Annotated in this window: 15 protein-coding genes; 3 read left to right on the top strand and 12 right to left on the bottom strand. The window is 55.9% G+C overall.

Annotation, left to right across the window (positions count from 1 at the left end; genetic code table 11):
• Positions 1-64: 64 nt before the first annotated feature.
• The 4 genes from G485_RS0105600 to G485_RS0105580 all read right to left on the bottom strand — a co-directional run bounded on the left by G485_RS0105600 (position 65) and on the right by G485_RS0105580 (position 4,398).
• Complete coding sequence (locus G485_RS0105600; RefSeq protein ID WP_027091745.1) at positions 65-391, bottom strand: ArsR/SmtB family transcription factor; 327 nt, start codon at positions 389-391, stop codon at positions 65-67.
• Positions 392-706: 315 nt separating this feature from the next.
• Entirely contained in the window at positions 707-2,206 is a 1,500-nt protein-coding gene (locus G485_RS25230; RefSeq protein WP_051318048.1) for a glycoside hydrolase family 3 protein, read from the bottom strand.
• Between the two features lie 423 nt (positions 2,207-2,629).
• Positions 2,630-3,664, bottom strand: a complete 1,035-nt coding sequence (locus tag G485_RS0105585; RefSeq protein WP_051318047.1) for a Gfo/Idh/MocA family protein — start codon at positions 3,662-3,664, stop codon at positions 2,630-2,632.
• 2 nt (positions 3,665-3,666) lie between these two features.
• Positions 3,667-4,398 carry a ThuA domain-containing protein gene (locus G485_RS0105580; RefSeq protein WP_027091743.1) on the bottom strand — a complete coding sequence of 244 codons (732 nt, stop codon included), beginning with the start codon at positions 4,396-4,398 and terminating at the stop codon, positions 3,667-3,669.
• Between the two features lie 181 nt (positions 4,399-4,579).
• Between G485_RS0105580 and G485_RS0105575 the strand changes: the two genes are divergently transcribed.
• The gene (locus tag G485_RS0105575; protein ID WP_027091742.1) at positions 4,580-5,515 is read left to right on the top strand and encodes an AraC family transcriptional regulator; all 936 of its coding nucleotides are present in this window, start codon (positions 4,580-4,582) and stop codon (positions 5,513-5,515) included.
• Between the two features lie 10 nt (positions 5,516-5,525).
• Here the strand turns inward: G485_RS0105575 and G485_RS25225 are convergent, their stop codons facing one another.
• From G485_RS25225 to G485_RS28785, 3 genes are read right to left on the bottom strand one after another with little or no spacing between them, the layout of a single operon-like run.
• The gene (locus tag G485_RS25225) at positions 5,526-6,449 is read right to left on the bottom strand and encodes a polyprenyl synthetase family protein (protein WP_051318046.1); all 924 of its coding nucleotides are present in this window, start codon (positions 6,447-6,449) and stop codon (positions 5,526-5,528) included.
• Positions 6,450-6,461: 12 nt separating this feature from the next.
• On the bottom strand, positions 6,462-7,100 hold the full coding sequence (locus tag G485_RS0105565) for a response regulator transcription factor (protein ID WP_027091741.1): 639 nt from the start codon (positions 7,098-7,100) through the stop codon (positions 6,462-6,464).
• Positions 7,097-9,418 carry a sensor histidine kinase gene (locus tag G485_RS28785; RefSeq protein WP_084423128.1) on the bottom strand — a complete coding sequence of 774 codons (2,322 nt, stop codon included), beginning with the start codon at positions 9,416-9,418 and terminating at the stop codon, positions 7,097-7,099. The genes G485_RS0105565 and G485_RS28785 overlap by 4 nt, the downstream gene beginning before the upstream one ends.
• Before the next feature lie 71 nt (positions 9,419-9,489).
• Between G485_RS28785 and G485_RS29730 the strand changes: the two genes are divergently transcribed.
• Entirely contained in the window at positions 9,490-9,702 is a 213-nt protein-coding gene (locus tag G485_RS29730; RefSeq protein ID WP_156922151.1) for a hypothetical protein, read from the top strand.
• Between the two features lie 211 nt (positions 9,703-9,913).
• Entirely contained in the window at positions 9,914-10,102 is a 189-nt protein-coding gene (gene sda / locus G485_RS25215; protein WP_035154899.1) for a sporulation histidine kinase inhibitor Sda, read from the top strand.
• Between the two features lie 510 nt (positions 10,103-10,612).
• On the opposite strand, the gene G485_RS0105550 is transcribed toward sda, so the two are convergent.
• The 5 genes from G485_RS0105550 to G485_RS0105530 all read right to left on the bottom strand — a co-directional run bounded on the left by G485_RS0105550 (position 10,613) and on the right by G485_RS0105530 (position 15,503).
• Entirely contained in the window at positions 10,613-11,074 is a 462-nt protein-coding gene (locus G485_RS0105550) for a cupin domain-containing protein (protein ID WP_027091740.1), read from the bottom strand.
• A 528-nt stretch (positions 11,075-11,602) separates the two neighbouring features.
• Positions 11,603-12,397, bottom strand: coding sequence for a lipase family protein (locus G485_RS0105545; RefSeq protein WP_027091739.1), 795 nt, complete (start codon positions 12,395-12,397; stop codon positions 11,603-11,605).
• Between the two features lie 65 nt (positions 12,398-12,462).
• Positions 12,463-13,524 (bottom strand): lactonase family protein, encoded by a 1,062-nt coding sequence (locus tag G485_RS0105540; protein ID WP_027091738.1) that lies wholly within the window; start codon positions 13,522-13,524, stop codon positions 12,463-12,465.
• An 89-nt stretch (positions 13,525-13,613) separates the two neighbouring features.
• Positions 13,614-14,939: an LLM class flavin-dependent oxidoreductase gene (locus G485_RS0105535; RefSeq protein ID WP_027091737.1), complete on the bottom strand. Its 1,326-nt coding sequence runs from the start codon at positions 14,937-14,939 to the stop codon at positions 13,614-13,616.
• A gap of 24 nt (positions 14,940-14,963) precedes the next feature.
• Positions 14,964-15,503 carry a GNAT family N-acetyltransferase gene (locus tag G485_RS0105530; RefSeq protein ID WP_027091736.1) on the bottom strand — a complete coding sequence of 180 codons (540 nt, stop codon included), beginning with the start codon at positions 15,501-15,503 and terminating at the stop codon, positions 14,964-14,966.
• Positions 15,504-15,530 lie beyond the last annotated feature (27 nt).

The following is a 15,530-nucleotide window of genomic DNA, read 5'->3' as shown; positions in this document are numbered from 1 at the left end:
AATCCGCCTATAAAATCGAAAAAAGGCTGACGGCCGAAAGACCGTTCACCCTTTTCGCCATTTGCTATTGATTTTTGATATTTTCCAGCAGGGAGATCGCATTGATGAGATGATTGTCGAAAATCTGTCTTGCCACCTTCAACAGTTCTATAATTAGAGGATCCCTCAGCGAGTAGATGACGGAGGTGCCGTCCTTCGTTCCCACCACGACGTTCTTGCTCCTCAGAACGGCCAACTGCTGGGAGACCGCGGAGCCTTCGGACCCTAAAATCGTCTGAATCTCGTTAACCGTTTTATCGCCTTCCGACAACACTTCAAGAATGCGAATGCGCAGCGGATGGGCCAACGCTTTGAAGAAATCGGCTTTGAACTGCTGGACCTCTTGGTACATTAGGGCCTCCTCTAATCTTTGAACATCTGAATATTCCCATCATACCATAAAACGAGGCGCAACCGTCACCTGTCCGTCCGAAGGCCGGACGACTTTTATCGCCTCCCGCAGCAGCTTCCGAAGTTGCGCGCCCTCCGGCTCCAGCTTCAGGAAATCATCGAGGATATGCCCGAGCGAAGCCGGCCGCATGCGCGAACATAAAACGGCCGGACTCCGGGGGATCCCGGCGGTCCGGCCAATTCCTTGTCTTGCGCGGACTTGGCACGCGGGACAGGCCTCCGATTCTCGAGATCCTCTCCCGTTCAGCCCGTTGCGTTAAGGCGACGGATTGAAATTTTGCAGCCCGTAGCCGTAAGGGAATAGCGGATTCCCGAAGTTCGTCGGGACCGGCTGGCCGCTGTCGATGTAGCTGCGGATCTGGGCGCGCTCGGCATCGGTGGCGCCGAGGTCGTACGGCAGATCCCACTTCTCCCGCTGATCGGCGACGTTGTCCGTGCCGACCTGATCGACCGATCGGGGCAGTTGGAAGGGAAGCCGGCCCGTCGGCAGATAGTCGCCGAACAACAGCTGCGCGGTCGCCAGGCCGCCGCCGTTCCCCGGACGGTACACGACAACGACGGCCGAGCACTTGCCCAGAATGTCCGTCAGGACGTACGGCCTCGGCATGACGACGACGCAGACGACGGGAATGCCCCGGTCGTGGAACTTGTCAATCTGGGCGACCTGGTCGGCAGGAATCGTAATCTGCTTGTCCGGCCATTCGGTTCCGTGGGTGTAGCTCTTCTCTCCGATGACCACGACGGCGGCTCGCGCTTGGGGAGCGTCGTTCAGCACGACGTTCACTCCCGCTCCGGCTCTGTCCTTGATGCCCTGGTAATAGGATTTGGCCGCCGGATTGTCATGGTAGATGGACTGCCAGATGACGTTCGCGATATTGTCGTTGGCCATATCGTCGCTCGTCGCCCGCGGACCGGCTACGACGATCGTGTCGCCATTGTTCGGCCGCAGCGGCAGAATGCCGTCATTCTTCAGCAGCGTGAGCGATTGCCTGGCCGCTTCGTTCACGATATTGTTGCTCTCTACGCTATGCCAGATTGTCGCCGGATAGTCCGGATCGCCGTACGGGTTCTCGAACAGGCCGAGCTTGAATTTGAGCTCCAGCACCCGTCTCGCCGCTTCGTCGATCCGCGCCGTCCCTACCGCAGCGGCGAGCGCGTTGAAGTCCGTTCCCGACGCCATCGCTCCGCTCATGACGTCCGCGCCCGCGCCGATGCTCTTGATCGAGGTGTCGGTCGCCGACGCCAGCCAGTCCGTCATGACCACACCGTCGAAACCGACCGCCTCCCTCAGGTAGTCGAGCGTCGGCTTGCTCGTGCCCGCCCCTTCGCCGCTCGGATCGAGGTAGGGCGCGGAGCCGTAGCCGGGCATGACGGTGGCGGGATTCGCGTCCATGGCCGCGTTCCACACCTTCATATGCCATTTGATCGTCGTGCTGTCGTACACGATCGTCTGCTCGCCGCCCGCCCCCTGGCTCGGCCAATGCTTAACCGTGATCATCATCGACTTGGGATTAACCTCGGGGCCTCCCTGCATGCCGACGATCATCGCGCGCAGCATCGCGGCGGAATAGTCGGCATTCTCGCCGGTTCCCTCCTGGAACCTCGGGTACAGCACCTTCGTGTCCGTCTCCGCCAACGGCGACAGCGTGCCGGTGAAGCCCCACGCCTTCTGCTCCCGGCGTTGGAGATCGCCGACCCGATTCATCGCCGAACGGCCAGAGTCCCGAATCCCGTCCTGTACCTGCCATACAAGCAAGGGCATCACCTCCTTCAGGAATGTCAGCGCTCTCAAACTTCGGTTAAAATAAAGAAACGACACCAGGCAATACCACCTGGTGTCATCGTCTTGTTGCCGTATGGAACTGCAGCGGGCGAATCGAGCGGCCGGCATCACGGCAACGGACAATTACGGAATCGCTTTCAACCGTTTCTTCCTTTCTGCCATCCGATGATACACTTGCCGAACGAGCCAAAGAATACAAATTTCTCACACGTTTCTTGAATATTCTCACATATTTGGAAAACCCTTCGTCCCCGGCATTCGTATGATTCAAAGCCCATCCGCCCCCTCCGAACAAACGCCGGGCAAACGAGGCAAGCCCGCGGTTTCTATCGGACCGCGGACTTGCCTGGCACAGAGATGACATTCGGTTTTTCGTCAACGGTGGGCCGAGTCGGATTACAGCCGGATTTCCCGGCCCAGCTCCGCCGACTCATAGATGGCGGACAGAATCTTGATCATATCGACGCCCTGATCGGGCGTAATCAACGGCTGCTCCCGGCCGAGCACGCATTCGACGAAGTGCCGGATGTTGGCGGTGTGCTGCGGGACCGCCGCTTCCGTAAACTTCGGCTGCTGGTCGATCAGCACTCCTTCGTTCTCCGTGAACAGCTTCAGCTTGTCGTTAACCAGGCTGAATCCGCCCTCCGTCCCTCTCCATTCGAGGAACTTCTTCTCCTCTTCGACGTTCGACGCCCAGCTGAATTCGATTTGAAGCGAAGCCCCGTTGTCGAAACGGATGAAGCCCGCCGCCAAATCCTCGACGTCGAACGTGCCTTCCGGCACGCGGCCCGAAGCGTCAGGACGGTCGGCAAATTTGCGGTACGTCGAGCCCGTCACCGTAACCGGCTTCGGGTTGCCGGCCAGCCACATGGCCAGATCGATCATGTGCACGCCCAGATCGATGAGCGGGCCGCCCCCGGACAGCGCCTTCGTTGTGAACCATCCGCCGCGTCCCGGTATGCCCCGGCGGCGAATCCAGCCGCAGCGGCCCATGTACAGCTCGCCCAACTGGCCTTTCTCGGCGAGCCGCTTGACGAACTTCGCTTCCTCGCTGAACCGGTTGTTGCGCATCGTCATAAGCAGCTTGCCCGACTCCCGCGCGGCATCCGCCATCTTCTGCGCCTCCAGCGGATTGACGGCGTCCGGCTTCTCGCAGAAGACGTGCTTGCCTTGACGCAGCGCGGCGATGGCGATCTCCGAATGGTACAAATTCGGCGTGCTGATGCCCACGATGTCGATCGACGGATCCGCGATCAGCTCCCGGTAATCGTCGTACACTTTGGCGTCCGGGAAATCCCGGGCCGCTGCTTCGGCGGACACCCGGAACGCGTCGCAGAACGCGACGATCTCCACGTCCTTGCACGCCAGCCATCCCGGAAGATGCGCCCATTTGAAAATCCCGCCCGTTCCTACGACTCCAACCTTCAGCATCTTTATCCGTTCCCCTTTATCGTTTCCAAGGGTTGGGCGTTGCCGTACTTCGGGTATTCGCGCTTGACGGGAGCGGCCCACTTGACCGCGTTGTCGATCACTTTGCACACTTGCGGGTTGTAGTAAGTCGGGTACGTCTCATGGCCCGGGCGGAAATAGAAGATCTTGCCCGCGCCTCGCGTGAAGCAGCAGCCGCTGCGGAACACTTCGCCGCCTTCGAACCAGCTGACCAGGACCAGCTCGTCCGGCGCCGGGATGTCGAAGTGCTCGCCGTACATTTCCTCCTGCGGCAGCTCGATGTATTCGCCGATGCCGTCCGCGATCGGGTGCGCCGGATTGACGACCCAGATCCGTTCCTTCTCGTCCGCCTCGCGCCATTTCAGATCACAGGAAGTGCCCATCAGCTTTTTGAAAATTTTCGAGAAATGGCCCGAGTGCAGCACGATCAGTCCCATGCCTTGCAGCACGCGCGCATAAACCCGCTCTACGATGTCGTCGCGCACGTCTCCGTGCGCCATATGCCCCCACCAGATCAGAACGTCGGTGTCGTTCAGCACCTCTTCGGTCAAGCCGTGCTCCGGCTCGGCCAACGTGGCCGTCCGAATCCGGCCGGAAGTGCTGAGCCCTTCCGCGATCGCCGCGTGAATGCCCTTCGGGTAGACGGACGCGACCTTCTCGTTCGTCACCTCATGCCGGTACTCGTTCCATATCGTTACGTTGATCGATGCGCTCATCTCTCAAAATTCCCTCCTCGCTTCATTACCTCCTTCATTGTATTCAAGAAAGCGATGCCATTCGATGGCCGATTCGGTTTACTTTTTACGGTATTCTGTCATTGTCGTCTTTTATGAAGCGGATATGTTAAAATAACATTACGCGATTCTGTCGTATTTCAGCCGTGAGAGGAGGCTGTCCATGCATCCCGAAATGCGCTACGAGCACGTCGTCTACCAAAATCCCTTCCTCGCCATGCGAATCTGGCAGATCGACTCGGAAAACCGCGCATCCGAAGAGACGAGGCGCAAGCTCGAGCTGGATTGGCAGCAATCCCGCTACTCCGGCTGGCACTATCACGAAGAAGTGGAATTCCTGCTCATTCTGAAGGGCGAGCTTACCGCCTTCTGCAAGGAACAGCGCCTTCAACTGCGCAAAGGAGACGTCGCCCTGTTCGGTTCTTCCGAGCCGCATACGACGTTGCAGACCAACGACGGCAGCTTGAGCTACATCGTGCTGCAGATCGACCTGCGCAAATACTGGGACGCCAGCACGCTGAGCAGCATGCAGCATTTCTCCGAAGTGATCCGGCCGCTCAGTTCGCTGAATTACATTTACAAGAACAATAAAGAAGTCCGGGCCCAAACGGCGGCTCTTATTCGCGAAATCTACCGGGAAATGAACGATGCGCAGATCGGTTACGAGCTGGCGGTCTCTTCGAGCATTAAGAGCGTGCTCCTGCTGCTGCTTCGCCACGATACCCGCGCGCAGCTTCATTACAACAACAACCGCCTGGTGGAACGGCTGCAGCCGGCGATCGATTACGTCGAAGCGAACTTGGGCGAGAAGCTGTCCGTCGCCGACGTGAGCGGACTCGTCAACCTGAGCTATACCCACTTCATCAAGACGTTTAAGAAAGCGATCGGCATGTCCTTTACCGACTTCGTCGTCTACCGGCGGATCAAAAAAGCGGAGCAGCAGCTGCTGACGAACGAGGCGAGCATTGCGGAGGTGGCGGAGTCGGTCGGTTTTTCCAACCTCGGCCATTTCTACGATATGTTTCGGCGGTACAACGACTGTTCTCCCAAGCAGTTTAGAGACCGGCTGCGCAAGCCCGAGTCGGAATCGGAATCGTGAGCGTTCCCGGTCAGTCGAACCCCTGGGGGAAAGCCTGCTCCATAAACCGGTCTCCCCATGGCTCCTTCGCCGGCAACGTGCGATAAAGCTCCCGGGCTTTGTCGACGTACAGCGTCTGAATGACCCGGCAATATTCGAGGCAGCCGGAATCCCGGATGTAGGCCAATATGTCCATTTTTCGCGGCAGGATATCTTCCAGGTTCAGATTCCCATCGTAATACCCTGCAAGCTCGGGGCATTCCTCCGCGGCGTCTTCCAGCACGTATAGAATGGGCAGGGTGCGTTTCTTTTGCAAAAGGTCGTTCTTCAGATCGAACCGAAGCACGTCGTTCATATCGTTCTCGATTTGGGCGACGATCCCGGCGCAGCAGGCCAGCTCGTTGAGGGCATTGCGGGTTTGTTCCGTCACGCCGTCCACGAGCGAATAGCCCATCAGGCAGGCGAATTGAAGCAGCGAGCCCGATTTGCGTTCCACCATCTCCAAATAGTCTTCCTCCGTCCGCACGTCGCCCGCGATATCCGTCTGCTGTCCGTGGACAGAGCAAGCCAGCAAGGCGCCGACTTCGGCAGCCAGGGAGCCCGGAACGAGGCGGCCGATCTCTCCGATGACGGCGGCGGACAGGGCCAGAAGCGCATTCAACGTAACAGCCGAATCGCTCTTCATCCACGGCTTGTCCGGCTGATCCCTATCTTGCAAATCGTCGACGATATCCAGCAGCAGAATGAACAGTTCCGTGATCGCGGCAGCCCTCTCGATCGCGGGTGACGTTCCCCCCAGCATGTAATGGACGCACCGCGTCAGACCGGCCCAGGCCGAATTTTCGTTCTTCTTGTCTTCGATAAACGTTTGAATCAGACGATGCAAGTTTTCCTCCGGGACGTATTGATCCAGCATGCGATGAATTTCGTTTTCGACGCTTAAGCCCGTCTTCAAATCCGTTGCCTCCTAATTCATCTCCGCATATTGTCTGCTCTGCACGAACCTCTCGATCGCTTGAACTCTGGTCTGTACGCCGAGCTTCTCGTAGATGCGGCGCAAGTAGTTGTCGACCGATCGCTTGCTTATAAACATTTGCTCGGCAATCCGTTCATAGGTCTCTCCCTTGACGATCATCGCCATGAGCTCGCACTCTTCCTCCGTCAACGCGATTTCCGTCGCGTATTTGGAAGGCAGCTTCAATTGCTGGATAAGCGAATTCGGCAGCACGATATGACCGTCCAGTATGCAGGCCACCGTGTGCTTGATCGTCGTTTCTCTCGCTCCTTTGGAGACGACCGCGCTGATCTGCTGCGACAGGACGAAGGGCAGCAAATCGGAGACGTCGACTCCTGTGAAAATGACGACGTGGATGCCCGGACATTTCGCCTTCATCTTCTCGGCGACTTGCGTTCCCGGCTGGTCGGGCAACTGATAATCCAACATGAGCAGATCCGGCCGCACCGTCTCCGCCAATTCCAGCGCTTCCTTGCCGGTATGCGCTACTCCGGCCACCTCGACGCTATCCATCTCGTTCAGCAATTGCATCGTTGCCTGCGCCATAAGCGGATGATCGTCCACCACAATCGCCTTTACCGGTCGTTTCATGCTGTTCGTCCTTCCTTCATGGGGAGTGTCGCCGAGAACTTCATGCCGCTTCCTTCGGCCGAGGCGAGCTCGAAATGGCCGTCCAGGGACAGAATCCGGCTCTTCATCTGCTCCATACCGATCCGAGAGCCGCCGATTTCTCTTGTCACTGTCCGATCGGTATCAAAGCCGACACCGTCGTCCTCGTAGTAAAGCCGTACGTTCGATTTGCCTGCCTTCAGGATAAACTTGACGCGAGAAGCTTTGGAGTGTTTCTTGGCATTGTTGAGAAGCTCCTGCACGACCCGGAACAAATGACGTTTCGTTTCCATGTCGATCCGCTCGATCTCCTCCTTGCCTATAGCTTCAAACTCGATGTGGAACGGCGCGCTCGTCTTTTCCAAATCCATTAATTTCTCAACCGTACCGACCAGACCGGCCTCTTGCAAGAGATAGGGGTGAAGCTCGAAGCAGCTTTGCCGCAAGTTCATATTGATCACATCGATATATTCCAGAAGCCCCTCCCATTGCTGCGGATTTTCTTGATGGATCGGGAGACGCTCGAACAGGGATGACAACTTTCTCTTCAGGAAAAACAAATCTTGCATCGTCGTGTCGTGCAAATCCGTCGCGATCCGAATCCGTTCCTTCTCCTGGAGGTCGAACATGAGCTTTCGGAGCCAGACAAGCTCCCCGGCTTCGGTCTCGTTCGGAATTTGCATGGCGAGCTGCTCGACCTTCATCGTCATCTTGCGGATGAGATACAAGTTCTCCATGCAGACGGATAGATAGGAGATGATCAGGTTCAACCATTGCGTCTCCTCGGACCCGAGCAGCGTGTTCGACTTCTTTGGCGTCAGAACGAGAAAGCTTACATACTCTTCGTTGCGCGTAATTTCAAAGCAGGAGTAAACGGACGGGTCGAGCCCTTCTCCTTCAAGCGCCTGCTCCAATTCCGCGACGGAAATCTCTCCTTCGCTCAAAACCTCGGTATAGTCCCTGTATCGAAAGACGAGCGCTCCCCCGGATACCTGCAAAATGTCAACAATGTCGGCCAGAATGAGATCCTTAAGCTCGCGCATGCTGGAGATGGTGCCCAGTTTTTTGGCGATTTTCTTGAGCGAGGTCTGCAAATAATGTCTTCTCGGAAAAACGACTCGCTCCAATCGCGTCGTTAAATATTCCAGCGAATACAGAGTGACGGAAAGTAAAACTACTGTAAATATAAACGCCATAACGAGGTGTTCGGTTTTAGCTCTGGCAGAAAATAATGCGGAAATCATGCCCACGATGGCGACGCTTGGGACGATAGACAGGACCGTAGTCAGTATAAATCGGCGGACAACCAGGTCGATGTCATAGATTTTCTTGGCTGCGAGCAGGTAGGTAAAGGACAACGGGAAGAATAGGACGATCCAGCTTGTGTTAAGGGAATCAATCCATTCGTAACCATACAAGACGAAAGGCACAAATGAGAGGCATATCACTGGGCTAGTTGAAATCACAAAGGAAATCCCGATCGTTTTGATCATCGCTGAAGTATAAGGACTTGCTTTTCTGAACTTGAAAAATATATAAAAAAGGAAGCCAAGATTTAAACAAACTCCAAGCGTAAAAAACAGGAGTTCAGCATTAGAAAAAAAACGATGGATTTCTTGAGTATGCTTCCAATTCATAAAAAATGATAAGTGAAGAAATAAACTTATGAAAATAAAAGAGTATAGAACACGAACAATTCTAGAATTAATTGTAATACTTCCTTTTTCTTTGAAAAAAATGATCAAAAAATGAAGCATAGTAACTGGAATCAGCATTATGCTTATTCCGATAACAATCTTACCTAAAGCATCCCCTCTTATAGAAGCTCCAAGACTCATAAAAGTTAGGGATATAGTAAAAAAGACGGACGCTAGATAACGTGCGGATTTCGAACGATTCATATACTTGTAGAGTGCTATTGCTACAAAAAGACATATCAATTCGCGTGCCAAATAAGAAACATCCCACGCATCAATTGGAGCAATTTGGGAAGTATCAACCTCAAATAAATTTCCGTTTCTGACAATGACAATTTTTTTCGCTTGGTCGACAGTACCCCATCTAATTACTGAAGAATGGCGGTCGACATCTCGCCCGTCAATTTCTAAGACGATATCTCCGACATGCAGCCCTAATTCTGAAGCCCTACTTCTGTGATCAATATTTGAAATCATCCATTTCCCATTTTTCTCGTTAATGTCGAATCCGCTGAACGGATAAGAAAGCATTATATGAATAAACCATAGCTGTAAAAGAACAAAACAAATTAGAATATACAAAAATGCACGATTCTTAGACATTTCCTTCACATCTTTCTAATAATTTGTGTTATAATTTAGAATAATATCTTTTGTTTGGGGGGCGTTATGGTATGACACTTGTTCAGCGTTCGCCTGCTTTAAGAAACGAAGTTAAAAGAATTAAAGTTTTGGGTTCCGATGAAGCTGTAAGGACTATCCAAGGCACCACAGTCTACTTGAATTCGTTGCCCTTGACTCCTAAAGAATTAGATGCCATTCATATTTCTTTTGTTAAATTAAAAGAACAGCAAGATAACGAACCGACAATGAAGTTTTGGTCATAGTTTACATTCACCTGCAGTTCAAAGAGATTCGCGCCCATGCGATTCTCTTTTTTTCTCTCTAATTCCCCCCTTACACAAGAATGCAAAACGATTTGCGTGAAGATGCATAAAAGTTGCGCTGACTTTTTATCAGGAAATGTTTAACATTAAGCATATAGATTAACAAAACCGTTAAACTTCACAGCAATATGCATATGAGGTGCAAAAAGCAATGGGATTGAGTACATCTTCCGCGAAAATGAACGCCATACTCGCATGTCTCAACGACGAACATCTGATCGAAAGCTACGTTGAAGCGCAGCGTCTCCAGCTGGAACCGGACTTCATCGATATGCTGCGTAGCGAAATTACGAGAAGAGGATTATTGAGCGCCATTCAGTACAAAGCGTTAAGCTATTAAAAACAAACAACTTCTTCCAAATTCCACCTCCTAGTATACAGCAAAAAGGTAATTGTAGGGAGTCCCGGATGTTATTGTCGAAAAATAAAAGAACTGCCCCGAAAGTCCCACAAGGAGACCGGAGGACAGTTCTTCTTTATTGACCAGATCGTTCACCTCATAGCTTGCCATCAACGCTCGTTCAACCGATCCGGGATACGTCGAATTCATCGGAATTCCGCCATGACTTATTTCAGACCGCTCCATTTCAGGCTGCGTTCGTATAACCGCTCTTGCAGCGCGGCATCGTAGGAGATCGGGACGGTACGTTTCTCTTGCAGCTTGTTGTAATACTTGCCCGTGACGCCTTCCCGTCTCCAATCCGATACCGGAGTTGCCTCCCGTAACCAAACAAACGTTGCCCGAATCTCCCGTCATGTCCGATCCTCCAGACGAATGCGTCGTACGCATCGAATCGTTTGCTAGAATTAACATAGCAAATTTTGAGCGGGTTCAACAACGATTTTGCATTTATGTTCCGGCTTCGATCAACGTAAAGTCGTCGTAATGAAATGCCGGCGCGACAATGCACGTGACGAAGACGGGCTCGTCGCCCAGCGGCGCAGCGGTTTGCCAGACGGAAGCCGGAACGAGCGCCTGCGGAACTTGTCCCTTCTCCACGTCCATGCCGAGCACGATCCGCTCTCCTTCCCGGGGTTCGTCTCCCGAGCCGCCGAGCGTAAGCTGCAAGGGACCGCCGGAGTGATAAAGCCACAGCTCGTCCGACAGCACCTTGTGCCATTGCGACACTTCTCCCGGATGCAGCAGGAAGTAAACGGAGCTGGCCGACGCGCGGGCGCCGGAATAGCGGGGACCGAGCACGTCCTTCGGAATTTCGAACGACGACTTCCACATCTCCCTGAACCAACCGCCCTCCACGTGCGGCTGCAGATCCAAGAGGCCGACTAGCGGCGACAAAGCCGTTTTCTCCATATGGTTCTCTCCCAGTTCTTTATTCGCATTCGCATGCGTTCTATAGAACCCATCATATACGAAAAGGCAGACGGGAGAAAGCCCGAGCGTTAGGCGGTATGGCGACGGCACGCCCGCTCGGTCTTCCGCTTCGCAGGCGCATCCCCTTATCCCCTCGCATCAGGGCCGACGCGTCGTCATGTCCTTTTCTCCCACCATCCCATTATCCCATCCGCTCAGCCAATCCCCTTTAGTCCTTAAGGCTCTTCTCCATGACCCATGACGTCGTTCTCGGACCTGATTCAAGGGTATAGTAGTACGAGTCGCGATGCAGCAAGGTAATCCTGAGTTGCGGGGATAGTGGTACGGGTCTCCAAAAAGGCAACTGCACCTGATTCGTGGGGATAGTAGGATGATTCGCCGCCAATGGCAGGTACTCCTGATGCACGGGGATAGTGGTACGAGTCGTCCAATACGGTATGCGGCACCTGACGAAAAAACCGCCCAGCGGCGGTTCGAATCGGAGAAGCGTTCTTCAGGCCCCTCCGCCTATTCAATGGACGGTGCCGGGCAGAAGCCGGGATTGGCATCGCACATTCGCCCGGCGTATTCCGGATCGCGCTTCGCCAGCTCCGCGAAGTAGCTTCCGATCATGTGGTTGGCGGACACTCTTCCGTTATGGAAATCCAAGGCGATGAACGGCTGGATATGCCGATATTCGAAAACCTGGTTGCTTCTCGGAATCTTGACCGTAGGCGGCGGCAAATACGTGACGGCGTCGTACAAGTTGCTGATCCGGTTGACGTTGATCGGACGATCGCCGAAGGCCGACACGAAGGCGGGGCTGCCGGCTCGGGGCGCTCCATACGTATACAGAATCGGCGTCCGGAAAGCCGAGTTGCACGACATATCCATCGCGCATAACACGGCAAGCGCCCCGCCCAAGCTATGCCCGGTCACGAACAATCGTTTGCGGGGATCCGTGCCGCGCAGCGAGGTCATGATCTGGTCCCGGGCCGTCTGGTAAATTTGCGTAAAGCCCCGATGCGTTTTTCCGGCGTTTTTCGCATACGGATATTCGATTTGGGTCGCCAGCGCGTCCGACAGCCAATCGGAGGTGGAACTGGTTCCCCGGAAAGCTACGACGACTTCGTCGGAGGATTCGATAATAAACCCGAACGGCTCCCATACGCGGTTCAGCGAGTGGGCGATGAAGCCGGACCGCACCGCGAAGCCGGCCGGGACGACGAACGCGTTTTCCGGATGTCCGTATTGCCTATACGTCTGGCCGCATACGGCCGCAAGCCAAATCGCCCTACGAGCGTCGAACCCGCGTCTTCTCACTCGCCTCGCCCCCTTACCTAATACATATTAGGCAAGAGCGGAGCATGTGCTTGTTTTAGCAGGTTTTACCGGATCACCGCTTGCAGGCAGACCGGTTTGACGACGGAAGCCGAATGTCCGGCCGGAATCGGGAAACCTTCCTCGTTCAGCCTGAACGTGACGACCGTGTCCGTGTCCTGATTGGCGGCAAGCAACCACCGGTCGCCGATAACGGCGAAATTGCGCGGCGTTCTCCCGAGCGTCGGTGCGTGACCTGTCGGCCGAAGCAAGCCGTCCGCCAGAACGCGATAAACGGCCAGGCTGTCGTGGCCCCGGTTGGAGGCATACAGGTACTCGCCCGACGCGGTCAGATGAATGTCCGCGCACGTGTTGTCGCCCTTGTAATCGTCCGGCAGCGTCGGAACGGTCTGCAGCCGCTCGAACGGCTGACCTTCGGCAACGTCGTAGCGGTATGCCGAAACCGCGCAAGCCAGCTCCTCGACCACGTAAACAAGGGACAATGTCGGGTGAAAAGCGACGTGCCGCGGGCCCGCTCCCGGCTCCGTCCGGGTGATGGAACGAAGGACGAGCTTGCCGCGCTCCGCATCCAGCCTGTACACATACAATCCGTCCGTCCCAAGGTCGCAGACGATCCAATCATCCGAATTCGGGATCGGGAAAATCGAATGCGCGTGAGCCCGCTCCTGCCGATCTTCGCGAGGGCCTTTGCCTTCGTGGCGAATGTGGTCCGCCAGCGGTCCGACGGCCCCGTCTTCCCGAATCGGGTACAAGCAAACGCTCCCGCTCGTGTAATTGACGGCGAGCAGCCATCGGCCGGTCCGGTCGACATGCAGATGGCAAGGTGCGTCTCCTTCCGAAGGCTGCCGGCCCAATTCGATGAGCTCGCCCTTGTCCAGGTCGTAACGGAAGGCGACGACCGCTCCCGCTTCCGTCTCGCTGACGGCGTACAGCCAATTGCGATGCGGGTGTGCGGCGACGAAGGATGGGTTCTCGATCCCGGCAATCCCGCCGCTTCGGCTCCATTCCCCGGTTTCTCCGTTCAGCTTGAACAAGTGGATCGCTTCCCGATCCGCGCTGTCGTACGTGCCTGCGAAAATAAATATCGATTTCCCCTCTTGCGGACGCATCGGCGCTCCTCCCCTGCCATTCGAATGTCTCGGTCGCCTCATTCTATCATTGCCGGGGAGAGCGTTCAATTCGGCTGCGATCTTCCTCCTTAACGGCCGGACGGCGCCAGCGTGTAGCGGTTCGCCGGAATCGGAAGGCCGAGGTTGCCCCGCAGCGTATCCGATTCGTATTCCTTGCGATAGATGCCCCGGTCCTGCAAAATCGGAACGACCAGGTCGACGAAGTCGTGCAGATCGCTCGGAATGTTCGAATGCACGATAAACCCGTCCGCCGCGCGCTCCTCGTACCAGCGCTGAATCCGGTCCGCCACTTGCTCCGGCGTGCCGACGAACTCCCCCCGCGGCGTCGCGGTCTGCAGAGCGACCTGCCGCAGCGTCAAATTCCGCGCCTTCGCGTTTCTCTTGATTTTGTCCGTACCGCTGCGGAAGCTGTTGCTGCCGATGTCCCCAATATCCGGGAACGGCTCGTCGAGCGGGAATTGGGAGAAGTCGAAATGGTCGAAAAACCGGCCCAGATAGTTCAGCGCGTTCTCGATCGAGACGAGGTTCGCAATCTCCTGGTACTTGCGCTCCGCTTCTTCCTCCGTGCGCCCGATAATCGGGCCGATGCCCGGCAAGATGACGATGTCGTCCTCGGAGCGGCCGAACTTGACGGCCCTTGCCTTGACATCCTCGTAGAACGCCTTCGCTTCCTCGATCGTCTCGGCGCCGGTGAACACCGCGTCGGCTTCCTTCGCCGCCAGCGTCTTGCCGCTCTCCGACGAGCCCGCCTGGAAGATGACCGGCTGGCCCTGTCGGGAACGAGCGATGTTCAGCGGTCCCTGAACGGAGAAATATTTGCCTTTATGATTCAGCCGGTGCATCTTGGCGGGATCGAAGAACACGCCCGACTCCTTGTCGCGGACGAAGGCGTCGTCCTCCCACGAATCCCAGAGCCCCTTGGTTACCTGCAAATATTCTTCCGCGATCTGATAGCGCTCGTCGTGCGAAGGATGCTCCGTCTTGCCGTAGTTGAGCGCCGATCCTTCCAGCGGGGAAGTGACGACGTTCCAACCGGCCCTTCCCCCGCTGATGTGGTCGAGGGAGGCGAACTGCCGGGCGACGGTAAACGGCTCGCTGTAAGAAGTGGACAGCGTGCCGACGAGGCCGATGCGCGACGTGACGGCCGCCAGCGCGGACAATATCGTGATCGGCTCGAACCGGTTCAGAAAGTGGGGAATCGATTTTTCATTGATATAAAGACCGTCCGCGATAAACACGAGGTCGAACTTGCCCTCTTCCGCTTTAAGCGCCTGCTTGCGGTAAAAAGGAAAGCTGACGCTGGCGTCGACCGGCACCTCCGGGTGCCGCCAGGCGGAGATGTTGCCGCCGACCCCGTGGATGAGCGCGCCCAATTTGAGCGGTTTTCTCGCCATATGCACATTCCTCCCGTTCTTGTTTTACACCGGATCCCGTCCGATCGGAGCCGTCTCGCGAAGAGGCAGCCGGTAGCTCTTGACCGGCGTTCGGCCGTTATGAAATTCCTTGTCGTAGGCGCGTTCGAACCCTAGCCGCTCGTACAATCGCACGGCCGACGCCATCATGTCCGACGTGTGCAAATACAGCGCGTCCGCTCCCCAGCCGATCGCGCGGCGGACGCTTTCACGGATGAGCTCGGTCGCAATCCCCTTCCCCCGGTGGTCCGGGGAGACGGCGAGCAGCCGCAAAATCGGCGCATGGATGCCCAGCTCCGGCCGTCCGTACGCTTCCTCGGAAGAGAGGAACAGCTGCGCGCTGCCGACGATCCGGCCGCTCAACTCGGCGACGAGCCTGGCCTTCGGCCCTGCCGCGTCCACGGAAGCCAGGATCGATTCCTTATACGCTTCCCAGTGCTCCTGAAGGTCCGCCTCGTACTGCCCGTACGCTTGAAGCAGCAGCTCCTTCAGCGCGCCGCGGTCCGCGTCTGCGGCATCCCGGATGCGAATTTGCGATGATGCCATTACGAACTCCCCGCCTTTCCCGTATGG

This window comes from Cohnella thermotolerans DSM 17683, assembly GCF_000429825.1.
GTDB lineage: Bacteria > Bacillota > Bacilli > Paenibacillales > Paenibacillaceae > Cohnella > Cohnella thermotolerans.
The sequence above is the reverse complement of the archived record's forward strand: the minus strand, read 5'-3'. Positions and strand labels throughout refer to the sequence as shown.